Here is a 17014-nt window from a genome sequence, read left to right as displayed (position 1 = left end):
GAAATAACAAAAAAAACTCACTTCTCAGCACCCTTTCTCTCACGGCGGAATCGCCGGTAGGCAAAGAAAAGGAGCAGGACGAAGATGATGGTGACCGGCACGCTGTAGAGCGCAAGGTACCTGCTGGCCTCTTCCCAGCGGCTGCCGAGGAAATATCCGCCGTAAAGCAGCAGGAGGTTCCAGAAGAGCGCGGAGAGAAATGATGCGAGGAGCACGCGCGGAAGTTTCAGGTGCATGAGGCCCGCCATGATGGAGATGACCGCCCTGGAACCGAAAAGGAAACGGTTGACGAGCACTGCAAGGTATCCGTGCGCCGCGAACCTGCGGCGCAGGACCACCATGTCTGCGGGAGGAAAGAGCCGGTGGAGGCTGCGGGAGAGCCAGTGCTTTACCGGACCGGCATCGTCGGCATAGAGCCTGACGCCGAGCGAGCGGCTGAGAAGGAACAGCAGCATGAATCCGGCCGTGGAGCCGAGGGTGGCCGAAAGCAGGGAGAGGCCGATGGAAAGGGTCCCGAACGAAACCAGGTAGCCGGCGAAGGCCACCGGCACGTCGCCCGGAATGGGGGGAATGACGTTCTCGAGGAATGCGACGATGAAAAGCAGCAGGTAGACTGCAGCAGGATCGGCCTGCTGCAGCCACTGTATAGCCGTTTCCATCATGAAAGCACCCGCTTCTGCACTTCGCTGTATGCGTCCTCGACCCCGCCGAGATCGAAGCGGAAACGGTCCTTGTCCATCTTCTCGTTGGTCTCAAGGTCCCAGAACCGGCAGGTGTCGGGACTGATTTCGTCGCCGAGGAGGATTTCGCCGTGGTGCCGGCCGAACTCCAGCTTGAAGTCGACGAGGCGGAGCTTGCGGTCGGCGAAGAACTGCTTCAGGACGGCGTTGATCTCCAGAGCGCGGCGCTTGAGCACGGCCAGCTCGTCGAGACTGGCCACGCCGAGGGCAACGGCATGGGCCTCGATCATCAGAGGATCGTCGAGGTCGTCGTCCTTGAGATAGAATTCTACGATCGGATCCTCGAGCACGGTGCCCTCCTCGAAGCCGTAGCGGCGGACCAGCGAACCGGCCGCGACGTTGCGCGTCACCACCTCGGCCTTGATGATGTCGAGACGGCGGCAGAGCATGTCGCGCTCGGAGAGCTTCTCGACGAGGTGCGTCCTGATGCCCTCGGCCTCGAGCATGGTGAAGAGCCGGCAGGAGATGGCGTTGTTCACAACGCCCTTGTCGGCTATGGTGCCCTTTTTCTTGTTGTTGAACGCGGTGGCGTCGTCCTTGAACTCCTGGATGACGAGATCGGGATCTTCAGTCATAAAGACCTTCTTGGCCTTGCCTTCGTGCAGCAGCGTCGTCTTGTTCATGATGCAGTGATGGAGTTGTAAGCGGTTGAAACGGAACGGGAATGAAACGTACTATCAGGGCGCGGGATGATCTCAGCGGCCGTCGACCTGGTCCGTGGCCGCCTGCTGGACAGCGCCGGTAAGCACGATGGTGATCTGGTCGTCGGTAAGGCCGCGGTCCTTGAGGAAACTCATGAAGCGGAACACGCCGAGGTCGGAGAGCATGGCCTTCGGCTGGTCCTTTTCCTGCAGGCCGCGGGAGCGGCTGTGTTCGGCGGCAGTCTGGATCCAGTCCTCGATGAAGCCTTCCGACTTGCCCTTCTCAAGGAAGAACGCCGTGACGATGCGTTCGACGTCCGTCCTCGAAGGCTCCGGATGCGCCTCGAACACCAGCTGCATCTCTTCGGAAATCCTTGTCAGGACAATGACCGCCTCCTTGTCGAGAGTCTCTTCAAGAATGTCCTTGGCGCGATCCTTGACATCTTGCTTGCGCTCCATACCGAGTTCCCCTGCAGTGAATGAAATAAAAATTGAAAGTGGAAAAATCCCGATTAAGTTACATAAAGCATACTGATTATGATAACGAAAAAAATCCTCGCCGCCTTTTTGCTCCTGCTTCCGGCGATGTCGCTGGCAGAAGACGGCAATAAGACCGTAGAAGCCGACCGGAACGCCATAACGATGCTGTGGTGGAACGTCGAGAACCTCTTCGACACGATCGACGACCCGACGGTATCCGACGAGGATTTCACTCCCGGGGGGCGGCTGCACTGGACGCCGAAAAAGCTCCTGCTCAAGCAGACGCGCATCGCCTACGTGATGAAGGCCGTAAAGGCCCATCCTGACTACGGCGCCCTGCCCGACATCCTGGCCTTCGCAGAGGTCGAGAACCGACGGGTATTCGAAGCGTCCCTGAACAAGATAACGGGCGGCAGGTACCACGCCCTCTACCACGACTCCCCCGACATGCGCGGCATCGACATCGCGCTCGCCTACGATCCGCGCACCATCGTCCCCCTCACGATGAAGCCCTATCGGGTGAAGCTCGAAGGACGACCGACGCGCGACATCCTGGTGGCCTCCTTCTCCGCCGGCGGCCACCCCTTCACCCTCATCCTCAACCACTGGCCCTCACGCGCCTTCGACGCCTCCTGGACCGAGAAGAAACGCATTGCCGCCGCGCGGGTCGCACGGGCCGCCGTCGACAGCCTGCTCCAAATCGACCCGGGAACCGACATCATCGTCATGGGTGACTTCAACGACGGCCCCGAAGACCCGTCGGTCAGGACCGTCCTGCGCTCCACCCTCAATCGCAAGAGGGCCCTTGAAAGCCGGGACGGGATCCTCTACAACTGCTGGGACGAGTCCCTTTGGCCGGGAAGCTATGCCTACAGGGGCCGGTGGAGCCGCATCGACCAGATCCTCGTCTCCCGGGGCCTGCTGGAGAGCGACGGCCTCCGGCTCATAGAGCCCCGGGCGTTCAGCTGCTTCGCCTTCCGCCCCATGTTCACCAAATCCGGGAAACGCCCCTGGAGGACCTATGAAGGCAGCACCTACAGCGGAGGCTACTCCGACCACCTCCCCCTCCTGCTCCGCCTCGAGACCCGATAAGGACACCGGCGTTACGGCGCGCCTCTGCATCGGGAAAAAGCCGCCGAATACACCGGGCACACCCTCGTTAACAATCGTTATCCCATTATTTTTCAAAAACTTATCCGTACATTAATCATTACCGTATTTCTTGCCTCGCCTTCAGCAACCGTAAACACAGCCACCCATGATGAAAGTGCTGACGGGCCGGATCCTTCCGGTTATGCTCGTTCTGTTTGCCTTCCGGCCGCTTTCGGCAGCGGTCTACCACATCCCGAAGGACTCCCTCCTCTCCTCGACGGCCGACCACAGCAAGTTCCGCCAGCTGCAGCGGGAGTTCAAAAGCGGGCCTGAGGTCACGAAAGCCTGCCTCGAGTGCCATACCGAAGCCGCCAGGCAGATCCACCGCACCAAGCACTGGACCTGGGAGGTCCCGATGAAGGACGGCAAGCTGCTCGGCAAGAAAAACGTGGTCAACAACTTCTGCATCTCGGTCGAGGGCAACGAAGCGCGCTGCACATCCTGCCATATCGGCTACGGGTGGAAGGACAGGCACTTCGACTTCAAGAGCGAGGAGAATGTCGACTGCCTCGTCTGCCACGACGGCACCGGCACCTACAGGAAGCTTCCGGCGGGAGCCGGCCACCCGGCCTACAGGCCGACGGTGCAGGAGAAGAAATCCTACAAGAAGGTGGATCTCTCCTACGTCGCCCGCCACGTCCAGAACCCCGACCGGCACAACTGCGGCGTCTGCCATTTCGAAGGTGGCGGAGCCGACGCGGTCAAGCACGGAGACCTCGACGGGTCGCTCATCGAACCCTCGCACTCGCTCGACGTGCACATGGCCTCGGGCAAGGACGAGCTGAACATGACCTGCGTGGACTGCCACGAAGGCCAGGGGCACCAGATCCCCGGCAGCCGCTACACGCCGCTGGCCAGGGATGAGCACGGCTGCGACCACCCGCTGCCGGACGATTTCCCGACCTCGTGCGCATCGTGCCACAGCAACGCGCCCCACAAGCACAACAAGAAACTCAACGACCACATCGACAAGGTGGCCTGCCAGACCTGCCATATCCCGAGAATAGCCAAGGAGCGCCCGACGAAGATGTGGTGGGACTGGTCGAAAGCCGGCAAGTTCGACGAACAGGGCAGGATGATCGTCAGGAAGGACTCCATGGGCATGCCCACCTACATCACCAAGAAGGGCGAGTTCCGCTGGGCCAGGGATACCGAACCGGAGTACCGCTGGTTCAACGGGGAAATGAACTACGTGACCTTCCTCACCACCATTGCCGACACCGGCGTCGTCCGGGTCAACCACCCCGACGGCCATGCCGGAGACGGGAAGTCGAGGATCTGGCCCTTCAAGGTGCACCGCGGCAAACAGCCTTTCGATCCGGTACTGAAGCATTTCGTCAAGCCGAAACTCTACGGTCCGAAGGGCTCAGGGGCATACTGGTCCGACTTCGACTGGGACCGTTCGATCAGGACCGGCATGCAGAACGCCGGGCTCCGCTACAGCGGCAGATACGATTTCGTCGAAACGGAGATGTACTGGCCGATATCGCACATGGTCGCCCCCAAGGAGGATGCGCTCGGCTGCGTGGAGTGCCATGCCCGCAAGGGTCGGCTTGAGCAGCTCGGCGGGTTCTACCTTCCCGGCCGCGACGTCAACCCGCTCATCGAGATCATCGGGCTGCTCGTCAGCGTCGGATCCATCGTCGGCGTCCTGATCCACAGCGTCGTGCGCTACTACACCACTAAAAAACACAAGGAACGGGAGGGAGAAGCATGAGAAAAATATATCTCTACGCACGCTTCCAGCGCTTCTGGCACTGGATGCAGGCATTCATCATCTTCGGCCTCCTCTTCACCGGCATGGAGGTCCACGGCCTCTTCAGGGTGATGGGCTACGAAGCGGCCTTCAATGTACACAACTACCTGGCCGTGGCGCTGCTCAGCTTCATCGTGATGGCCTTCTTCTGGTACATCACCACCGGCGACTTCCGCCAGTACCTGACGGAGGGCAACCTGGTCGAAAAGATCATGATGCAGGCGCGCTACTACGTGATCGGGATCTTCCGCAACGAACCGCACCCGTTCAAGAAGAACGAAATCTCGCGGCTCAACCCCCTGCAGCGCATCACCTACCTGATGCTCACGCTCGTCGGCCTGCCGCTGCAGGTCGTCTTCGGCTTCATCTACTACTACTTCAACGAGCTGGTGGCCCTCGGCATGGATCCGGACTGGCTCGAGCCGGTGGCCCATATCCACACGCTCCTGGCCTACATGCTCGTCGGCTTCGTCGTCATGCACGTCTACATGACCACCACCGGCCACACCGTGACCTCCAACATCAAGGCCATGATCACCGGCTGGGAAGAGGTGGAGGACTGAACCACGCACAACAGGAAGGCCTGCCGGATCCGCAATGCCGGCAGGCCTCCCTCATCTTCCGACCCCCTCCTGTTACAACACCGCAAACTCCCGCACTCCCCGACCTGACCTTCCCTATATTCCATTTTGAGTGAAGAGACCATCGCTGACAACAGCCATAACACGACACACATCAATGGAAACAGACAAACAGAAGATCCTTGTGCTCTGCTCGGGCAACTCGGCGCGCAGCCAGATGGCCGAAGGGTTCCTGCGCCATATGGCCGGAGAACGTTTCGAGGTGATGAGCGCAGGCACTGAACCCGCCCCCGAAATACATCCGATGGCGGTGGCCGTCATGAAGGAGATCGGCATCGACATCTCGGCCCAGTCGCCCAAAGACCTCACCCGCTACCTCGGCAAAACCTTCATCCACTACCTCATCATCGTCTGCAGCAAGGCCAACGACACCTGTCCGAGGATCTGGCCCGGCCTCGCAAACGAGAGCAACCGCCTCTACTGGCCTATCGACGATCCGGCCGAAGCCTCAGGCAGCGACGAAGAGAAGCTCGATGCATTCAGGAGCGCACGCAACGAACTCGAAAAAAAGATCGAAGCCTGGCTCGACAGAACCGCCCGATAACCCCCTATCAGGAGGCGTAGCAGTAGATGCAGCGGTGGGAGCAGGTTCCGTAGGTTCCGATGTCCCGGCTCGGCGCACACCCGCAACGGGGTCGCTGGCCGGGATCTTTTTTTCTCCCTCCCCTCATCCCTTCTTCCGCAAGCCCGGCGATCCGGCGCAAAAGTTCGCGATCGACGCAGCGGCCCGGCCGGACGCCGAGCGCGTTGAAGTCGAGCGACTCGCTGCAGGCAGAAAGCTCCATTCCGCACTCCGAAGCGATACGGGCGCACCCTCCGGCGACGGCTGCCATCTGCCCCGCATCCGGTTCCAGGGCGCCGATCGCCTGCATCCGGCGTCGGATCTTGCGGTAGTCGTCGACGAAGCTCAGGACCGAACGGCACGTGCGGCCCCGCAGCTCTCGGGCAAGTCCTTCGAACGCCTCGAGGTGCCATGCAGAGTCCATCCGCTCCGTGAGGATCACGGGATCGTAACGCCATACCACCCGCTCCGGGCCCAGGCGCTGCGAGAGCTCGTGGAAACGCTCGAGGATGAGGGCTTTCGGCGGCACGCCGGGCTCGATGTCCGGGCCGTACGGCGTCAGGGTGAAGAGAAAGTAAAAGGGGTAGCCCAGTCCCTCGATCTCGTCGAGGTGCTCCATGAACGGCCCGGGGTCCTTCGTCCAGAAGACGAACCCGTCGACGGCCTCCCGGGAGAGGTCGATGCGGCTCACCTGGTCCCTGCGCATGGGGTTCGCCACCATCACCTCGCCCGATCGCAGCCGCTCCATGAACCAGCCTGCGTGGAATGCCGGAATGTCGGTCCGGCGGCTCGCGCTGATGATCACCGGCGTCCGGGAAGCATCGGGGTGGAGGGGACCTGGAGAAGCTCGTCCCAGGAGGTGGTGTAGCGGGAGGAGACGTGGCGGGAGAGCGGCGCCCACGAGCGCGAATCCTCCGAGGCAAGCCGGAGGCTTCCGCTGCCGTAGCGGCGGTTGACCCCCTCCATGACCTGCATGACGGCCTCCCGCCGCTCTCCGCCCTCCCCCGTGAACAGCTCCAGCGTTTCCCCGGGAGGGTTTTTCGGGGCGAGGCCACCGAGCAGCACCCCGGCCTTCCGGTAGGGATGGCCCGGTTCGTACAGGGTATCGAGCAGGCGGGAAGCCAGGGCGGCGAGGCTCATGGCGTCGTCCAGCGGCTCGGGGATGGCTGCGGTGCGGGAAGCCGAGCGTCGCAGATCCTCCTGGGCGAACGCGCCGGTGGAGAGGAACACGGTGAGGAGGGAAGCGGTGGCGCCCTCCCGGCGAAGCTTCAGGGCGGCGCGGGAGGCGAAGGTGGCGACCGCCGTACGCAGCGCTTCGAGCTCCGTGACGCCGCAGCCGAAGGATCGGGAGGTGCAGATGCTCTGTTTCATCGGCCGGACGAGCTCGAGCGGAAGACACGAGCGCCCCCGCAGCTCCGCCTGCACCCTGGCCCCGGTGACGTGCAGGAGGCGGCGCACCGAGGAGGACGGGGCATCGGCGAGGTCGGCCGCGGTACGGATCCCGGCCGAAGCGAGCTTCATGGCGGAGGGTCCCCCTATCCCCCAGACCTTCTCCACCGGAAGGCGGAGCAGCTGGCGACCCTCCTCGGCCTCGGTTTCGAGCAGAACCACCCCCCCGCTCTCCGGATCCCGCTTGGCCGCCGTGGCGGCGATCTTGGCGAGGGTCTTCGTCCGGCCGATGCCGATGCTGACGGGAATGCCGGTATGGCGCAGTACCGTCCTGCGCATCAGGAGCGCATGCTCCCGAAGGCCGATGCGGCGGAAACCCGAGAAATCGAAAAACGCCTCGTCGATGGAGTAGATCTCCAGCTCGGGAGCCATCGAGGAAAGGGTGTTCATCACCCGGGAGGACATGTCGCCGTAGAGCGCGTAGTTCGAAGAAAAGACCGCCACGCCGTGCTGGCGGATCTCCTCCCGGCAACGGAAAAGCGGCGTCCCCATGGCGATGCCGAGCGCCTTGGACTCTTCGGAGCGGGCGATGACGCAGCCGTCGTTGTTGGAAAGCACCACCACGGGACGCCCTGCGAGGGCGGGGTTGAAGACCCGCTCGCAGGAGACGTAGAAGTTGTTGCAGTCGGCAAGGGCGAACATGGGGCCTCCCCGTTCAGCGGGACCGGTGGATGACGTAGGTGACGATGCCCCACACCTGGAAGTCGCTCTCCTCGGAGATCCGGATGGGACTGAATGCGCTGTTTTCCGGCATGAGGAAGAGCGCCCCGTCCCGGCGGGCGATGCGCTTGACGGTGAACTCCCCGTCGAGGAAGCAGAGCGCGATGTCCCCGTCCTTCGGCTCGAGCGAACGGTCGATGACGAGAATGTCGCCTTCCGAGATGCCGGCGTCGATCATCGAGCTCCCCTTCACCCTGGCGTAGAAGGTGGCATCGGGGTGGCGGACCAGGGCCCGGTTCAGGTCAAGGGTGAGTTCGAGATGGTCTTCGGCCGGCGAGGGGAAGCCCGCGGAAACGGCCGTTGCGGCAAGCGGGAGCTCGAGCGGCGTCGAAAGATCGGCAGCATAGAACTCGAGGGAGGGGGTATCGTGTATCGGGGTCAGTCGCATGATTGATAAATAACGCAAACATTCCCGCCGGAACAAGAAGCGGGCACGAATGAGGAGGGAAGAAAAAAGACAATAGTACGCTTTTTATTCATCGTTTCGGCGAATTTAACGGCAACGACACACCGAATTACGAGCGCAGGCCCGCCGGGGAGTTTGCACTCCGGGCCATAAATCGTAAATTTCATAGTTACTATGACTTACACAGCTCATAGATCCTCCATGGACCGGCATGCCGGCCCCGTTCTTTGGCCTTCTGCAACAGCGGCTTCAATCGAAGCCCGGAACTATTGTTCTGCACGATCAAAACATCCAACACACAAAAGCCATGGACAATTCAACTGTGCTGTACGCAATTCCTCTCACCGGTGTTCTTGCTTTGCTGTTTGCCCTCTTCAAAGCCTCCTGGATCTCGAAGCAGCCGGAAGGCACTGAAAAAATGTCGACCATCGCCGGCCACATCGCCGACGGAGCCATCGCGTTCCTGACGCGAGAGTACAAGGTCCTCGTCGTCTTCGTCGCATCGGTCGCAGTACTCCTGGCCTTCGCCAACAGCGGTAGGGAAGGAACCTCCCCGATCATCGCCCTGAGCTTCATCGTCGGCGCCCTCTGCAGCGGCCTTGCCGGATTCTTCGGCATGAAAGTGGCAACCAAAGCCAACGTCCGCACCACCAACGCCGCAAGAACAGGCCTCGGCCAGGCCCTCAACATCGCCTTCTCCGGTGGCCTCGTCATGGGCCTCTCCGTCGTCGGGCTCGGCATCATCGGCCTCTCCGGCCTCTTCATCGCATACTCCACCCTCTACCCCTCCATCGACCAGATCGGCGAGGTCATCAACCTGATCTCCGGCTTCTCGCTCGGAGCCTCTTCCATAGCACTCTTCGCCCGCGTCGGCGGTGGCATCTACACGAAGGCGGCCGACGTCGGCGCCGACCTTGCGGGAAAAGTGTATGAAGGCATCCCCGAAGACGATCCGCGCAACCCCGCAACCATCGCAGACAACGTCGGCGACAACGTCGGCGACGTGGCCGGCATGGGCGCCGACCTTTTCGAGAGCTATGTCGGTTCCATCGTCGGAACCATGGTGCTCGGCGCGGCCTTCGTGCCGGCATTCCAGGCCATGGGCGTCAACCCGATCGCCGGCGTCTTGCTGCCGCTCGTCATCGCAGCCGTCGGCATCCTGGTCTCGATTCTCGGTTCGTTCTTCGTCAGGGTCAAGGAGGGCGGCAACCCGCAGACGGGACTGAACATGGGAGAGTTCGGCGCATCGCTCATCATGGCCGTCATCAGCTACTTCCTCATCACCAACTTCCTCCCCGAAAGCTGGCTCGGTGACGACGGCTTCGCCTACAGCTCGACGAACGTCTTCTTCTCGGTCATCATCGGTCTTGCTTCAGGCGTCCTCATCGGCATGATCACCGAGTACTACTGCTCGACCGACAACGCTCCGGTCGAGGGCATCGCCCGCCAGAGCATCACCGGTGCGGCTACGACCATCATCGCCGGACTCGGCGTCGGCATGATGTCGACCGGACTTCCCGTCCTCGTCCTCTCCGCCGCCATCGTGGCCTCCCACCACTTCTCCGGCCTCTACGGCATCGCCATCGCAGCCCTCGGCATGCTCTCCGTCACCGGCATCCAGCTCGCCGTCGACGCCTACGGCCCGATCTCCGACAACGCCGGCGGCATCGCCGAAATGTCCGGACTGCCGGCCGAGGTGCGCGAGCGCACCGACAAACTCGACGCCGTCGGCAACACCACCGCCGCCATCGGCAAGGGCTTTGCGATCGGCAGCGCGGCCCTGACCGCCCTGGCGCTCTTCGCGGCCTTCCGCCAGCAGGCACACGTCACCTCGCTCGATATCTCGCAGCCGATCATCATGGCGGGCCTGCTCATCGGAGCCATGCTCCCGTTCGTCTTCAGCGCCATGGCCATGGGTGCCGTCGGACGCGCCGCCAGCGACATGATCAACGAGGTGGGCCGCCAGTTCCGTGAAATCCCCGGACTGCGCGAAGGCACCGCCCCGGCGGAGTTCGCACACTGCGTCGACATCTCCACGAAAGCCGCCATCCGCGAAATGATCCTTCCGGGCCTCATGGGCGTCCTCGTTCCGGTGGTCGTCGGTTTCATCTCGAAAGACATGCTCGGCGGCCTGCTTGCCGGAGTCACCTCGTCGGGAGTGCTGATGGCCATCTTCCAGTCGAACGCCGGTGGCGCCTGGGACAACGCAAAAAAGCGCATCGAGGGTAACATCGAGTTCGACGGCGTGGTCTACGGCAAGGGGTCCGACACCCACAAGGCCGCCGTCGTCGGCGACACCGTCGGCGACCCGCTCAAGGACACCAGCGGTCCGAGCATCAACATCCTCATGAAGCTCATCGCCGTCGTGGCGCTCGTCATCGCCCCGCTGCTTTGATTAATCGGCAGCATTTCGTACCATTCGGACGGCCTTCGATTGAAGGCCGTCCCTGTTTCCACCCCCCGCCAACAAGAGCGCAATGAAACTCATCATCGGCCTCGGGAACCCCGAATCCCGGTACCAGAACACCCGGCACAACATCGGCTTCGATCTGGTCGACCAGCTTGCCGCCCTGCACGGGGTGAATTTCACATCGGGGAAGGGCAAGTACCTTGCCGCCCGCATCAACCACCGCGGCAAGCCCGTGATGCTCATCAAGCCGACCACCTACATGAACCTCTCCGGCCATGCCGTGGTGGCCGCCATGAACTTCCACAAGGCGCTGAAAAGCGACATCCTCGTCGCCTGCGACGACCTGAACCTCCCGTCCGGCACCATGCGCCTCAGGGCGAAAGGCTCCGCCGGAGGCCAGAACGGCCTGAAGCACATCATCCTCTCGCTCGGAAGCGAGGAGTTCGCCCGGCTGCGCATCGGCATCCGCACCACGGACATGCCGCCCGGGTCGTTTTCGTCGTTCGTTCTGGGGAAGTTCAGTGCGGATGAGCGCACAGTGATGGACAGGGTACTGGAGACGGCACGCGACGCTGCGCTCGATTTCGTCCAAAGCGGCATCGAGCATGCCATGAACCACTACAACAAAGCCACCCTCTAGCAGGCGGCAAGGCAGGCGGAGGATCCGAGAGCCGCCGCAGAAGCGTCCGCCCTCCCGGAAGAGAGATCCTGCAGGAAACCGATGGCCCGGCGGTTGAACTCGGCCGGCTGGTCGACGTTGCAGACGTGGCCGGAGTTGCCGATCACCTGGAGGAAGGAGTTGCTGTGCCGGGTGATGATGTAGCGGACCGCGGGCAGGAACATGTGGTCCTCCTCCCCCATCAGATAGAGCGTAGGAATGGCGGTGTCCTTCTCCTCGAAATAGCGGAGGAGCGGAGTAAGCTCGTAGGTGAGCCGGAACCAGCGCATGAACTCTTTCTGGGCGACCTTCTTGGCTTCGTTGACAAAAAGCAGGCGGGATTTCTTGTGTCGCTCGCGCGGCATGATGATCCAGGCGAAGAAGCGGTAGAGCCACATGTAAGGCACGAAGCGCTTGAAGGCGTTGCCGAGTGCGACAAGGACCTTGGCTCGCACGTTCAGCCGGATGATCGCCCCTCCCATCACCATTGAGATCACGCGCTCCGGCGCCAGTTCGCTGAGGTTGCGGATCAGGATGGTGCCGAGCGAGATGCCGATGAAGTGGGCCTTCTCGATCTTGAGCGAGTCGAGCACCTCGAGGATGTCCCGGGTGATGTCTTCGAAATTGTAATGGAGGTCATCCTTCACGCCGGCCACGGCCTTCGAGCGCCCGTGGCCGCGGAGGTCGACGAGCAGCACGTTGAAATGGCGCATGAACTCCTTGATCTGGAGAAACCAGATGGACGAGCTCCCGCCTGCGCCGTGCACGAACACGACCCACGGAGCCTCCGGCTCAACTACTTGATATGTTTTGTAATGCAGCATCGAAGAACACCTCTCTTATTGCCAATTCCCCTCTATTAATAACCAACCCCTGCAAAGGGGAAAACATCACCCGCAGCCCCGAAGAACCCGGACAAGCTCGAACAGTGCGACTCCGGCCGCGACGGAAACGTTGAGCGAATGCTTGGTTCCGTACTGCGGAATCTCCAGCACCCCGTCGCAGACCTCAAGAAGGCCGTCATCAATCCCCCCCACCTCGTTGCCGAGCACCAGGCAGAGCGGGAAATCCTCCAGAGAAAGTTCGGTATAGGGCCTGCTTCCCTCCGTGATTTCAAGCCCGTACACCCTCCTGCCGTCTGCCTTCATACCGACGAGGGCACTCTTCGGGTCCTCGAGATACTCCCACGGCATGCTCTCTTCCGCCCCGAGCGCGGTCTTGGATATCTCCTTGCGCGGCGGAGTGGCCGTATAGCCGGAAAGCAGGATCTTTTCGATGCCGGCGCAGTCCGCGGTCCTGAACATCGACCCGACGTTCCACATGCTCCTGATGTTGTGCAGGAGAAGCACGATGGAATGCGGCGCGCGGGATGCGTACGCTCCCGGTGGAGTCCGCCGCATTTCACGACCCTCGAGCTTCCTGAAGACCGGCATGCGGCTACGGGCGGATTGAGCGAAGCCCGTCGATGAGGCAGCGGTTCTCATCCTTGAGCCCCACGTTGCAGCGCAGGCACCCCTCCATCAGGGGATAGCCCGAAACATTGCGCACGAGCACCCCGCGGCTTCTGAGGCTCCGGAAAACGGCCCCGGCATCCCCAACGCGGATGATGAGAAAATTGGTGTCGCCGAGGAACGGCTCGACACCCTCCATCAGCTCAAGCTCCTGATAGAGATGCTCCCGCTCATCCAGAATATACGACACTGCATCCGTAACAATCGAATAATTCGCAAGGACCTGGCGGAGGGTGATTTCGGCAAGGCGGCTCGATGCGAAAGGAATCTTCGGTTTGGCGAGCTCGGCCATGAGCGGCTCCTGGGCGATGGCGAAGCCGATGCGCATGCCGGCAAGCGCGAGCGCCTTCGACATGGTGCGAAGAATCACCACGTTCGGCAGCTCGTCGACAAGCGGGAGGGCCGACTCGAAGCGGGAAAACTCTATATATGCCTCGTCGACAAGCACGATGGCGCCGCTCTCCCGGGCGATGCGGCGGATATCCTCCGGTGCGATCGACTTGCCGGTCGGGTTGTTCGGCGTGGAGAGGACGATAAGATCCACATCCTGAGCCTTCGCCCGGTCCAGGATGGCGTCCGGGTCGAAATCGAGGCTGCGGCGCATCGGAACCCCGACGATCTCGGCCTGCATGAGCAGGGCGATCTTCTCGTAGAGCGAAAATGAGGGCTCGGGAATGAGGATCTTCCGGCCGGGGCCGAGCACGGCCATGAATATGGTGTAGAGCAGTTCGTTCGAACCGTTGCCCATGATCACCCTCCGGGAGGACACGCCGAGGAACTCCGCATAGGCTTCGATCCCCCGGTACGGAAGGATGTCGGGATACCGGTTCCAAGGCTCCCGGACGAACTCCGAGGCAATGGACTCCTTGAGCCACATCGGAAGGTCGAAGGGGCTCTCGTTCTGGTTCAGCTTCACCGGAGCCTCCTGGCCCCCCTCGACCGCATAGGCGCTTATCCTGGAAAGAGCCGGGTTGAGGTGCCGCAGTATGTCGTTGTGCATGAAGATAGGGAGAGGAATTGCGTGCTCAGTGTCGAAACGTTCCGTTAAAAAATATCTTTTTCCCCGAATTCACGAAAATAAACTGGACAATGATCCTTTTTCTTCGTACCTTACAAACAGGACAAATTAAATCCTGTATCTAAACACAGAGAAGGAGGAACCATGACGCGCATAAAGAAATCACCTATAGACCTGCTCGACGACATCTACAGCCTCGCCTACTGGATGACGGGCAGCGAAAAAGCCACAACGGAACTGGTCAACATGACCTACGTCAACACCGACCGCACCCAGGACGAATCGACGCTCCTGAAAACCTTCCGCCTGTGCTACATCGACCGCTACGGGCAGGATACCGAGTTCTGCATCGACAGCACCGAGTGCAGCGGAGGAAAGAAGCTGATGGCGGTGCTCCGCCAGTGGGCCGCAGACATCAAGCTCTCGGTCCTGCTCAGCGAGGTGTCGGGCCTGAAGCACCGCCAGATCGCCGAAATCGTCGGAAAGCCCGTCGAGACCGTTCGCACCTGGCTCTACCTCGGCCGCAAGCTCCTGGTGAACGACATGATCATGAAGGCCTCGGCATAGTGTAGAGACCCGATTGCAACATCGATGCAAAGACCGCCCTTCGATACGGGGCGGTCTTTTCTTTTCTCCCCTCCCGCGCTATATTGATTCTGGCTTCAGGATGCGCCGGACCCCAGGTGGGGACGGCACACGCAACCCTTTTACCGTTCCCGCATGATCATCATCACCGGCGGCGCTGGATTCATCGGCAGCGCCATGCTCTACGAACTCAACCGCAGTGGCCATGAGCAGGTCATCATCGTCGACGATCTCGGCCTGACCACTCCCCCGAAATGGCGCAACCTCGCAGGACTCCGATATGTCGACTTCATCGCGAAAGACGACTTCCCCGCCCTGCTCGAACGCAATGCGCTCCCGGGGATCGAAGCGATCATCCACATGGGGGCGAACAGCTCCACGACGGAAACGGATGCAGACCACCTGCTCCGGAACAACTACGAATACTCCAAGAAAATCGCCTCCTACTGCATGCAGAAGGAGGTGCGGCTGATCTATGCATCGAGCGCGGCGACCTACGGCGGAGGAGAACACGGATACACTGACGGAACCGAGCCAATCGACAGGCTCCGTCCGCTGAACATGTACGGCTACTCCAAACAGCTCTTCGACCGATGGGCGTTCCGGAACGGGGTGCTGGAGCACGCCGTCGGACTCAAGTTCTTCAACGTCTACGGCCCCAACGAATACCACAAGGGGGACATGTCCAGCGTGGTCTACAAGGCCTACCACCAGATCAGGGAAAGCGGACATGTGAAGCTCTTCCGTTCGCACCGCGAGGGATACGAGGACGGAGGGCAGGAGCGCGACTTCATCTACGTGCGCGACTGCACGCGCATCATGGCGTGGCTGCTCGAGAACCCTTCGGCCAGAGGACTCCTCAACGCAGGAACCGGAACGGCACGAACCTTCCGCGAGCTTGCCGAAGCGACGTTCTCGGCCCTCGGCCTGCAGCCCTCGATCGAATACATCCCGATGCCTGAAACCCTGCGCGACAAGTACCAGTACCATACCCGGGCCGAGATGCAGTCACTTCGCGCCGCCGGCTACGATCTGCCGTTCACCCCGCTTGAGGAGGGCGTCAGGGAGTACGTATGCCGACATCTCATGCAGGAGAACCCGTTCCTGGACATGCACCAGAACCCCTAAACCCGAAGCCTGTGACGACAAGGAACATCGAGATCGAAGGAGTCGAGCCGGTCATCCTGTTCGGCCCGCACGACGCGCTCCTTAAAATCCTCCGCGAAGCCTTTCCGGACGTGCGCATCAGTTCCAGGGGGGCAAAGATCACCCTCGACGGGTCCCGGGAGGAAGTTGCCGGCCTCGAGCACATCCTCGACGAAATGAAGCAGCTCGCCCGCCGACACGGCGAGATCCTCGAAACCGACCTGCATACCCTCATCAACCTTACCGCATCCCCCGTCGAGAAGAGTGCTGATGCGACGGCAGCCGACGACGACGTCATCGTCGCCACCCAGGACTATGCCGTACGGGCCAAGACCAACGGGCAGCGCCGGATGGTCTCGGAAGCCAAGAACAACGACATCGTCTTCGCCATCGGTCCTGCAGGAACCGGAAAGACCTACACGGCCGTGGCCATAGCGGTTGCCGCATGGAAGGCCAAGACGGTCAAGCGGATCGTGCTCGCCCGCCCCGCCGTCGAGGCCGGCGAGAGCCTCGGGTTCCTGCCCGGCGATCTCGCCCAGAAAATCGACCCCTACCTGCGCCCGCTCTATGACGCGCTGCAGGACATGCTGAGCTCGGAGAAACTCCGCCTCCTGACCGAACGCCGCATCATCGAAATCGTCCCGCTCGCCTACATGCGCGGCCGGACCCTCAACAACGCCTTCATCATCCTCGACGAAGCCCAGAACGCATCGACCAGGCAGATGAAAATGTGTCTCACCCGGCTTGGTGTCAACTCAAGGGCCATCATCACCGGCGACGTCACCCAGGTCGACCTTCCGCGCGAGATAGAGTCCGGGCTCGGCAACTCGCAGCAGATCCTCAAGGGGATCAAGGGCATCAGCTTCGTCCACCTCGACACGTCCGACGTGGTGCGCCACAAGCTCGTGCGCGACATCGTCAACGCCTACGAGCAGCACGAAGAGCACGAGCAGAAGTAGCGCACGCCCTGCATATCCAGCATAGCCCTGAACATGGCCCTGCACCCCCGAAACCCGGGGGTGCTTCATTTTTAAGCGAATTTTAAGCCGCGCTTCATCCCCGTTTAAGGTTCGGGGGGTTACGTTATGATCAGTCGGTTGGCAAAGGCTACCGGCTGAAACGACCGGAAAACAGAAACC

The 17014-nt window shown here is 61.6% G+C and carries 18 protein-coding genes; 9 read left to right on the top strand and 9 right to left on the bottom strand.

Annotation, left to right across the window (positions count from 1 at the left end; translation table 11 throughout):
• Positions 1 to 17 precede the first annotated feature (17 nt).
• The 3 genes from E0L29_RS09670 to E0L29_RS09660 all read right to left on the bottom strand — a co-directional run bounded on the left by E0L29_RS09670 (position 18) and on the right by E0L29_RS09660 (position 1840).
• Entirely contained in the window at positions 18 to 662 is a 645-nt protein-coding gene (locus E0L29_RS09670; protein WP_131358270.1) for a DedA family protein, read from the bottom strand.
• Positions 659 to 1363, bottom strand: a complete 705-nt coding sequence (gene purC, locus E0L29_RS09665) for a phosphoribosylaminoimidazolesuccinocarboxamide synthase (RefSeq protein ID WP_131358268.1) — start codon at positions 1361 to 1363, stop codon at positions 659 to 661. Before purC ends, E0L29_RS09670 begins: the two co-directional genes overlap by 4 nt.
• 72 nt (positions 1364 to 1435) lie before the next feature.
• Entirely contained in the window at positions 1436 to 1840 is a 405-nt protein-coding gene (locus E0L29_RS09660) for a RidA family protein (RefSeq protein WP_131358265.1), read from the bottom strand.
• Positions 1841 to 1918: 78 nt separating this feature from the next.
• On the opposite strand from E0L29_RS09660, the gene E0L29_RS09655 reads away from it, so the two are divergent.
• The 4 genes from E0L29_RS09655 to E0L29_RS09640 all read left to right on the top strand — a co-directional run bounded on the left by E0L29_RS09655 (position 1919) and on the right by E0L29_RS09640 (position 5954).
• Complete coding sequence (locus E0L29_RS09655; protein ID WP_131358262.1) at positions 1919 to 2953, top strand: endonuclease/exonuclease/phosphatase family protein; 1035 nt, start codon at positions 1919 to 1921, stop codon at positions 2951 to 2953.
• 166 nt (positions 2954 to 3119) lie between these two features.
• Entirely contained in the window at positions 3120 to 4730 is a 1611-nt protein-coding gene (locus E0L29_RS09650) for a tetrathionate reductase family octaheme c-type cytochrome (RefSeq protein ID WP_131358259.1), read from the top strand.
• Positions 4727 to 5332, top strand: a complete 606-nt coding sequence (locus E0L29_RS09645; RefSeq protein WP_131358256.1) for a cytochrome b/b6 domain-containing protein — start codon at positions 4727 to 4729, stop codon at positions 5330 to 5332. Before E0L29_RS09650 ends, E0L29_RS09645 begins: the two co-directional genes overlap by 4 nt.
• A 175-nt stretch (positions 5333 to 5507) precedes the next feature.
• Positions 5508 to 5954: an arsenate reductase ArsC gene (locus tag E0L29_RS09640; RefSeq protein ID WP_131358253.1), complete on the top strand. Its 447-nt coding sequence runs from the start codon at positions 5508 to 5510 to the stop codon at positions 5952 to 5954.
• Positions 5955 to 5961: 7 nt separating this feature from the next.
• Here E0L29_RS09640 and E0L29_RS09635 read toward each other — a convergent pair whose 3' ends face one another.
• Genes E0L29_RS09635 through umuD form a run of 3 tightly spaced genes read right to left on the bottom strand, consistent with a single transcriptional unit; the run spans position 5962 to position 8529 of the window.
• On the bottom strand, positions 5962 to 6777 hold the full coding sequence (locus tag E0L29_RS09635; RefSeq protein WP_131358250.1) for a DUF1848 domain-containing protein: 816 nt from the start codon (positions 6775 to 6777) through the stop codon (positions 5962 to 5964).
• Positions 6774 to 8063, bottom strand: a complete 1290-nt coding sequence (locus tag E0L29_RS09630) for a Y-family DNA polymerase (RefSeq protein ID WP_131358245.1) — start codon at positions 8061 to 8063, stop codon at positions 6774 to 6776. Before E0L29_RS09630 ends, E0L29_RS09635 begins: the two co-directional genes overlap by 4 nt.
• Before the next feature lie 13 nt (positions 8064 to 8076).
• Positions 8077 to 8529 carry a translesion error-prone DNA polymerase V autoproteolytic subunit gene (gene umuD, locus E0L29_RS09625; RefSeq protein ID WP_131358242.1) on the bottom strand — a complete coding sequence of 151 codons (453 nt, stop codon included), beginning with the start codon at positions 8527 to 8529 and terminating at the stop codon, positions 8077 to 8079.
• Positions 8530 to 8854: 325 nt separating this feature from the next.
• On the opposite strand from umuD, the gene E0L29_RS09620 reads away from it, so the two are divergent.
• A complete protein-coding gene (locus tag E0L29_RS09620) occupies positions 8855 to 10942 on the top strand; it encodes a sodium-translocating pyrophosphatase (protein WP_131358239.1) in 2088 nt (695 codons plus the stop codon).
• Positions 10943 to 11024: 82 nt separating this feature from the next.
• Positions 11025 to 11597, top strand: a complete 573-nt coding sequence (gene pth / locus E0L29_RS09615) for an aminoacyl-tRNA hydrolase (protein ID WP_131358236.1) — start codon at positions 11025 to 11027, stop codon at positions 11595 to 11597.
• On the opposite strand, the gene E0L29_RS09610 is transcribed toward pth, so the two are convergent.
• From E0L29_RS09610 to hisC, 3 genes are all read right to left on the bottom strand, one after another.
• The gene (locus E0L29_RS09610) at positions 11594 to 12439 is read right to left on the bottom strand and encodes an alpha/beta hydrolase (RefSeq protein ID WP_131358233.1); all 846 of its coding nucleotides are present in this window, start codon (positions 12437 to 12439) and stop codon (positions 11594 to 11596) included. The genes pth and E0L29_RS09610 overlap by 4 nt on opposite strands.
• 66 nt (positions 12440 to 12505) lie before the next feature.
• Positions 12506 to 13048: an RNA methyltransferase gene (locus E0L29_RS09605; RefSeq protein WP_131358230.1), complete on the bottom strand. Its 543-nt coding sequence runs from the start codon at positions 13046 to 13048 to the stop codon at positions 12506 to 12508.
• Positions 13049 to 13052: 4 nt separating this feature from the next.
• Positions 13053 to 14126: a histidinol-phosphate transaminase gene (gene hisC, locus E0L29_RS09600; RefSeq protein ID WP_131358227.1), complete on the bottom strand. Its 1074-nt coding sequence runs from the start codon at positions 14124 to 14126 to the stop codon at positions 13053 to 13055.
• 162 nt (positions 14127 to 14288) lie between these two features.
• Between hisC and E0L29_RS09595 the strand changes: the two genes are divergently transcribed.
• The 3 genes from E0L29_RS09595 to E0L29_RS09585 all read left to right on the top strand — a co-directional run bounded on the left by E0L29_RS09595 (position 14289) and on the right by E0L29_RS09585 (position 16834).
• Positions 14289 to 14711: a sigma-70 region 4 domain-containing protein gene (locus E0L29_RS09595; RefSeq protein ID WP_131358224.1), complete on the top strand. Its 423-nt coding sequence runs from the start codon at positions 14289 to 14291 to the stop codon at positions 14709 to 14711.
• Positions 14712 to 14864: 153 nt separating this feature from the next.
• Positions 14865 to 15857: an ADP-glyceromanno-heptose 6-epimerase gene (gene rfaD, locus E0L29_RS09590; protein WP_131358222.1), complete on the top strand. Its 993-nt coding sequence runs from the start codon at positions 14865 to 14867 to the stop codon at positions 15855 to 15857.
• 11 nt (positions 15858 to 15868) lie between these two features.
• Positions 15869 to 16834, top strand: a complete 966-nt coding sequence (locus E0L29_RS09585; RefSeq protein WP_131358220.1) for a PhoH family protein — start codon at positions 15869 to 15871, stop codon at positions 16832 to 16834.
• Positions 16835 to 17014 lie beyond the last annotated feature (180 nt).

This window comes from Chlorobium sp. N1, from assembly GCF_004332115.1.
GTDB lineage: Bacteria > Bacteroidota > Chlorobiia > Chlorobiales > Chlorobiaceae > Chlorobium.
Note: the sequence above shows the minus strand (reverse complement) of the source record. Positions and strands in the feature narration are given on the sequence as shown.